Annotated in this window: 8 protein-coding genes; 1 reads left to right on the top strand and 7 read right to left on the bottom strand. The window is 33.6% G+C overall.

Annotation, left to right across the window (positions count from 1 at the left end; genetic code table 11):
- Positions 1-83: 83 nt before the first annotated feature.
- From ACQV2G_RS08800 to ACQV2G_RS08790, 3 genes are all read right to left on the bottom strand, one after another.
- Positions 84-713, bottom strand: a complete 630-nt coding sequence (locus ACQV2G_RS08800; RefSeq protein WP_428874514.1) for a TIGR01906 family membrane protein — start codon at positions 711-713, stop codon at positions 84-86.
- Positions 714-741: 28 nt separating this feature from the next.
- Entirely contained in the window at positions 742-1455 is a 714-nt protein-coding gene (locus ACQV2G_RS08795; protein ID WP_428876614.1) for a YutD family protein, read from the bottom strand.
- Between the two features lie 518 nt (positions 1456-1973).
- Positions 1974-2597 (bottom strand): hypothetical protein, encoded by a 624-nt coding sequence (locus ACQV2G_RS08790; protein ID WP_428874517.1) that lies wholly within the window; start codon positions 2595-2597, stop codon positions 1974-1976.
- Between the two features lie 157 nt (positions 2598-2754).
- Between ACQV2G_RS08790 and ACQV2G_RS08785 the strand changes: the two genes are divergently transcribed.
- Entirely contained in the window at positions 2755-3597 is an 843-nt protein-coding gene (locus tag ACQV2G_RS08785; protein WP_428876613.1) for a DegV family protein, read from the top strand.
- A gap of 53 nt (positions 3598-3650) precedes the next feature.
- On the opposite strand, the gene ACQV2G_RS08780 is transcribed toward ACQV2G_RS08785, so the two are convergent.
- The 4 genes from ACQV2G_RS08780 to ACQV2G_RS08765 all read right to left on the bottom strand — a co-directional run bounded on the left by ACQV2G_RS08780 (position 3651) and on the right by ACQV2G_RS08765 (position 7023).
- On the bottom strand, positions 3651-4766 hold the full coding sequence (locus ACQV2G_RS08780; protein WP_428874519.1) for an alpha/beta fold hydrolase: 1116 nt from the start codon (positions 4764-4766) through the stop codon (positions 3651-3653).
- A gap of 14 nt (positions 4767-4780) precedes the next feature.
- Positions 4781-5551, bottom strand: a complete 771-nt coding sequence (locus ACQV2G_RS08775) for a hypothetical protein (protein ID WP_428875489.1) — start codon at positions 5549-5551, stop codon at positions 4781-4783.
- A 9-nt stretch (positions 5552-5560) separates the two neighbouring features.
- The gene (locus ACQV2G_RS08770) at positions 5561-6451 is read right to left on the bottom strand and encodes a polysaccharide deacetylase family protein (protein WP_428874521.1); all 891 of its coding nucleotides are present in this window, start codon (positions 6449-6451) and stop codon (positions 5561-5563) included.
- Between the two features lie 143 nt (positions 6452-6594).
- The gene (locus ACQV2G_RS08765; RefSeq protein ID WP_428874522.1) at positions 6595-7023 is read right to left on the bottom strand and encodes a MarR family winged helix-turn-helix transcriptional regulator; all 429 of its coding nucleotides are present in this window, start codon (positions 7021-7023) and stop codon (positions 6595-6597) included.
- Positions 7024-7180: the final 157 nt, after the last annotated feature.

Below are 7180 nucleotides of genomic sequence, written 5' to 3'. Positions count from 1 at the left end.
AAAGACAACCCCTTTATTTGAGATTAACTCACAAAGGGTTTGTCTTCAGTCTGAGATAAGCTCAGCAGCTGAGCTTATCTTTTTTATATTTTCTTTTTAATAAACAAATAAATAATTCCTAACAATAATTCATATAGCATAACGACAACAATTAGTAATAGAAAGAAGTAACTATCTGGAAGCACATTAATGACAGGATCTGTTAAAGGATCAAACAGCCATAAATCATTTTTAAAGAAAATTTGGTGAAAAAGAATAAAGATTTTATCAAAAGCGATAAGTGCTAGAAATAATAAACCAATTGGCAACATGTAACTTAGCATCATATATATCTTAAGATAGGGATTACGTCTCCTCTGCTTGCGAATATTTATCAAAACAATCGCTAAAACAAAAATTAAAAACAAAGCTGCCATCATGGTTAGCTGGATTAAAACTTTAACTTCAGCAAAATGCTGAATCCCTCCGTCAGAAGAGGCAAAATCAGGCAATAGCATTTGACTTTCCATCGGATGGGTTAAGAAATCAACAATTGTTTGATAATTTTGATTTAATTGCTCACTCGTTAATCCAACTGTTTCATGCAATTTAAAATATTGATTAAAGATTCTATAAATAACTGGCGATAGAAAAACGGTCAATGAGATTGCCCCAGTTAAGGATGCTAGGCAAAATAAGCAAACTCTGGCAAAATTTTTAATGTGGTCAGTCAAACTATGGATCCTCGCTTTCTAATAAAGGCTAGTTGGGGCGTTTTTTTATAACGAAATCCTTCTTATGATTGATTCTGTTTGTCGGCTTATTCATCTTATTAGACCCGACAGTCAAATTGTTTTTACTTTCAGATTTACTTAGTGAGTGGCTTTTTTCATTTCTTCTCTTAATTTTAGGGGTAACAGTCTTAGAACGATGGCCGAGATTTTGAATTTTTCGATTCGTTCTTTTTTGATAGCTACGTCCCCGTGTGTTTTTATTTGTAGTTCTTGGATAAAGTGTCTTACTTTGAATGTTATTTATCTTGCCCGCCCTCAATCGATCTAATAAATGAGGATATTCAGCGATAGAGCTTTTTTTTCCAATAACAAAATACTTGGCGCCAAAATTACAATATTCATTGATATAATCCTCTAACGTTTCAATACGTTGATCGAAAGCCACTTTGGGTGTTCCGATTTGATAAAACCCTCTTAAGCGAAGCTGATTAAAAGCCCAATCACCAACAATATAATCATACTTAGCGAAGAGGTCTTGATAGCGATTATAGAAGGCTTCAAAGTCAAAAGCTTCTTGATGATTAATAATCAAATCGTATTCTTCGTCTTCAATCATTAAGGAACTGTCATTTAAAAATTTAATGTTTTTAATAACATCTTCATTTAATTCATCGCCCGTTAGGTCATCCAATAGTCGATCTATTTGTTTGTTAATTTTTAACTCTTTTGTTGAATCTGTCATAATTTACTCCTGTTCTAAAGGGAATTCTCCCTGAAAATAATCACTGATAATATGTCTTAAAATTAAGAAAAATAATCGTTAGTTTATCGTATTTCATTATAAAAGGTAAAAAGGAAGATAGACACAGTCATCTAGACTGGCTAGACAATACATTTGTTCATTATCTAGCATTTCACAATCTATTAGCCATCGATTAATCCAACGTTCATAGAAACACCTTTAAAGAACATTGTAGCAAAAAATATACCTCCAAATCTATTGCCAAAGAGTCCCCTACTTGCTAATGTAAACTTTTGATGATTCATTTATTCGGAAAGAAATCTTAATAGCTACCGCTTTGCTCAATACGCTTTCTTTGGTATTGATATAAACTACTCTGATATATCGCTTTTTCAGCTATCAATGCTATTTTATTAATAGATAAAACATGCAATTTAATTAACTATCCTTCTGCAGTTACATTTTTAACTCGTTATAAAAAGACCTCCTCTTAATAACAAAAGGAGGTTTTAAATGGACTATTTAAAAATACCTAAAAGTATATAAGCGACAATTAAGAATATTACACCAAATATAAGGTAAGTCATCCATTCTTTTTTTAGACGCGGAATTGGTTTTGCAATCACATAACCGGCAGCTAAGACTATCATAACAACCATGATAAGCACTGAAAAGACAGTTGCTGGTATAAGATAACTAAGTAAATAAAGTATCGGTAAGACAATAGCTACTGAAATTAAGGGAAGACCCAAATAGAAATTCTCTTCATCTATTTGATAAGCTTGAAATTCCAAGGGACGGTTAAAATGTGCTAAACGAATGGCTACAGCAGTTAAGTAGACTGCAATAGTAATCATACCTAATATTCCACCTTGAGTAGCTGTTAATAATAATCCAATTGGAATCAAACCAAAGGATAGAAAATCAGCTATAACCTCTAACTCTGTGGAAAAAGCTAGTTGTGCATCTGTCTGGTCAAATTGCTCAGAAATATCAATTGAATACTCATTAAGAATGGCTCCTATCATCATAGATATTAAACCATACTCAATTGCCCCTATATAGGCAAAGCCTAATCCTACAATCGAAAAAACTATTTGAACTAAGACGATTAAATTGGACCGATGTAGATCTCCTAACATAATCTTTCCTCCTCACATGAAATGTATGTCAACTCCTATTTTACCGATAATATGCTGTTTTTAGCAAGTGTTAAAATTAAACTTTCAATAAATTGAAACTGATTCTGAAATTAGTTATACTACTGATAATTAATTGACCATAATTGGGGGAAATATTATGCAGTGGAAAATAGTAACTGACTCTGGCGCGAGTATTCGTTCTGTCAAAGATATCAACGAGGAAATAGAGTTTGAAGTTGTTTCTTTAATACTGAATATCGATGAGCATACATATAAAGATAACAATCAAATGGATACCCAAACTCTAGTTAATAAAATGGAAAGTGGCCAACAGACTGGAACTGCTTGTCCAAGCCCTGAAAGTTATGCACAAACATTTGAGTCCAATCAAAATGTTTTATGTTTCACTTTATCTTCAGGTGTTTCAGGCTCTTACAATGCTGCTTGTTTAGGAAGAGAGTTAGCCTTAGAGAAAAGTCCTGATGCTAATATTAAAATCATCGACAGTCGATCGGCTGGAGCTGAAATCGACCTACTTATTACTCTTGCTGCAAGTATCATTAAAGAAGAGACTGATTTTGATTCGGTAGTGGCAAGAATTGAAAAAGAACATTTAAATACAAATGTCAATTTTTTGTTAGAATCTGTTGATAATCTAGTAAAAAATGGCCGAATATCTAAAATTGTTGGAAACATGATTGGATTACTAAATATACGTTTAATCGGAAAAAGAAGTTCTGAGGGTACGATTGAACTTGCTCAAAAAGCTAGAGGCCATCAAAAAGCAATGAAAAAACTTTGGGGAGAAATAAAAAGCAAGGGATTTAATGGAGGGAAAATATTTATTAACCATGTCCTAAACCCGGAAGCGAGCCAAGAACTTCAGTCAATGATTCTTGCAGAATTTCCACATGCAGAAATTAATATTTTACCTTCTTCTGGCTTATGCACTTTCTATGCTCAAAGAAATGGTCTAATTGTTGGCTACCAAACCAAATAATTCAAACAAAGAAGGCTGCCTTAAACATCCCTTAAGGCAGCCTTCTTTGTTTACTATATATTTTTATTAATAAAGTGAAGGATTTGACTCACTATCTTTCTCACTTGATCATCATGTCCTAAAAGAATCTCGTGCTCACTTGAAGGTACAAGGAAGTTTAATGAATTTGGAAGACAATTATAAAAATGGAAGATACCCTCTTTTTTTACAATCTTATCACTAGCTGCTCGGAAGATGAGACTTGGAAAAGTCATTTTCTTGATTTCTTTTTCTTGATGGATAGTTTGCAAAGCATCTAAAGATGCCTTCAACCAGTTAATAGAGCCTGACTTGGTAGGATAAAGATGAAGTTTTTTATTGAGTTCAAAAAAGAAGCGCCCTCTTACTTCAGAATTGGACAGCTGATTGGGTGTTCTGAAAACTAAATGGTCATCTATTCCTCCATTTGAATCTTCAGGTAAATAATTCTTACCCCGGCCGACTTTTTGCATCAAGCTAGCGCTCATATGCGCCAATTCCATTGGCATTCCCTTAGTATCAATCGCAAGCATTGGGGAGGATAAAATAAGACCATCTACTAAATCTGGCCATAATTGAGCAAAGCGAGAACTGACAGCCCCACCCATTGAGTGTCCAAATATAAAGAGAGGCTGTTCTTCTCCACCCAGTTCTTTAACCCTTTTTACTAGGCATTTTAAATCATTGATATAAACGTTAAAATCTATAATATCAATTTGGGTTTGGTTGGGTGATAATTTAGATTCCCCATGTCCTCGTGCATCATAAGTCAGTACTTGAATTCCTGATTGTAATAAATAATATACTAATTCTCGATATTTTTCTTTAAATTCATTAAAACCATGGACAATAAGGCAAGTTGCTTTGGCTGTTTCTAAAGCATAGAAGTCATAAGCTAAGTGATAAGCCCCTTGGTTAATTGATCCCTCTTGTCTTAAATTATCGATAAATGGGCTGAGTTTTTCATCCCAATTCTTCTCATATTCTTCTTCTTGCAACCAATCCATAGAATTTTCAATTTCAGCTAATTCAAGCAATCTTTCAGCATGACTAATCTTAGGAAGTGGATGCTTAAAATTTTGATGTAATTGAGAAGCTAGAGAAATACTTGCTAATGCAAGAGACCATCTAAGGTAATTGTTACTTTTCATATTATCCTCCCTATTTAAAGTTTCTGTGTATCAAAGTTTAATACCACAACAATCCGCACATAGGACGAATCATCTAGACGAAAATCACTGGCTGAAGCTTTAGCAGATATAAATACCGACCGCATGTCAGAAAAATCTTCATTTTGTTCGAAAAAAGCTTTGGCTAAATATTGAGCGAATACTGCTTCATCTTTAGACCAAGTATCTAAATGAATATCATCAGACGAAATAAAAACCTCATATAAGTTTTCGCCAATCCGATATTGATTATTTTCAATCTCGTAAAAACGCTCGCGGAAATTTAGTCCCTCTGTAGTTTTAGAATCTAAATATACATAATTGTCTAACTCATCGAGTCTAAGTAGATTCCCATTTGACAAATATGGTGCTAGATAGACTGTTTGTTGTGGGAAATAAACTCTGTTAATTGCTTCTATAAATGACCTGTTTAGCTGACTTATATCTAACTGCTTATTAAAAGAGTCTGCCATTTGCTGGCCTTTGATAAATCGAGGATGTGCTAAAACTGCTTGTGGATACTGGATGGGTTTTTTATTCCCTGGGTACGACTGAATCTGATTAATTATATCGGGAGAGTCTTCATCTGGAACTTTTTCAATTCCAATCAGTTCCTTAGATATTTTACTGAGTCTTTGATAAGTGGATAAACCTTCTTGAGACAAAGCTTGATCGATCATTTCTTCATGAAAGTGATAGATGGTGCTTAGTCCAAGTATTATAAATAAGAGTTTAAAATAAAAAGATAGAGGAAAATATTTTTTCACTCGATTCGCCTAGCTTTCTTTTTCAAAATTTGGTTTACGAATTAATAAAGGATCAACTATATGGTAACCTTGCTCACGATAACCGTCTACCATCCTCGAGATAGCACCATTAGTCCATGGACGATCATGCATAAGAATGTTTGCTCCTGCCCTTAAATAATCATTATTTAAAGACACTTCTAATAAAGCTTCACTTTCTAAATACTCATCCATCCAATCATATCCAAAATTCCAAGTCATTAATTGCATTTCTAGTTCTTGGCATATCTGATAGGTATCCATGTTAAACAAACCAAAAGGCGGGCGGAACCATCTTGGTTTTTCTCCTGTAATTTCTTCAACCAAATCACTTGTTTGTTTAATTTCTTGATACTGCTGGTCGTAGGTCATTTCTTTTAAGTTAGGATGATGCTGAGTATGATTACCGATTTCGAATCCCATATCATAAATTTGCTTGGTAATCTTTCTCCCCTTTTCCTCTGTTAAGAACATACCATTCACTAAGAAAATAGCATTTACATCCTTAGCTTTTAATTGTTGGGCAATTTCAAGTGCATAGGAATTCGGTCTTTGAGGCGCATCATCAAAGGTAAATAAAAGAACTTTATGATCACTACTATCGTATAAAGGAAATATTTCCGAAGAAATATCAGGGTTTTCTTGCATATAGTAGGCATAGCCATCCTCATCGACTTCCGCATAGTTAGAATAATCTGTCCAAGCTTGACGAGTACCATCCTTTTTTAAAGAACTTTCTTTAGTGGAATCTTCATCGTAAGTACTCTCTAGTATTTCTAATTCATCAAGCTGTACTTGTTTTGATTCTGTTTCTTCGTTTAAAGGCGCCTTTTGACAAGCGGATAAACAAAATAATAAAAGAATTAAAGCCGAGAATTTCATCAATAATTTGTCCTTTCTAAATCCGATTTGCCTTTTTAGTTTATCATAGAAAGAATTAAAGTTAAAAGCAAGACTATCCTAATACACGCTACATTTAACAAAAAAGTCCCTAACTCACTAAAAGAGTTAGGGGATCAAGCAGGCTATTCATAGCGAGTTAACTTTTGTAATAAGCGTTTCATTTCGAGCACTTCATCTGTAGTGAATTCTTCAAAAACTTCTAACAAATGTTTACGGTGCTCAGGATAAATCTCATCCATCAACTTAGTACCTTCTGCTGTAATTTCAGCAAAAGTTACACGACGGTCATTTAAATCTGGCTTTCGTTCCACATAACCCTTATTACACAACTTATCAATCACGTAAGTGGTTGAAGAGGAAGCAATTAAAATCCGATTCCCAATTTGTTGAATTGGTTGAGGGCCACGATTATATAATAATTCTAATACAGCAAACTCCGTCACATTCATATCTGAATGATTCGCATCTTTTTTCACCAATTTCTCAAAGTAGGCATGTGCTCTCATCATACCAATATATGTTTTTAAAACTTCTGTATCTCGATCTAACATCTACTCTCACCTTCTTATCTTAAAATTTTTAATCTCGAAAGCGAAATAATTATATCTTATCTATTAAAATTAGTCAATCCATTCCAATAAAAATCTAAAAAAATGTGTTAAACGTAAATGATAATGTCTCAAGAGAACACAAATCAAAATGTCCCAC

It is taken from the genome of Facklamia sp. P12955 (assembly GCF_050409565.1).
Taxonomy (GTDB): domain Bacteria; phylum Bacillota; class Bacilli; order Lactobacillales; family Aerococcaceae; genus Facklamia.
Note: the sequence above shows the minus strand (reverse complement) of the source record. Positions and strands in the feature narration are given on the sequence as shown.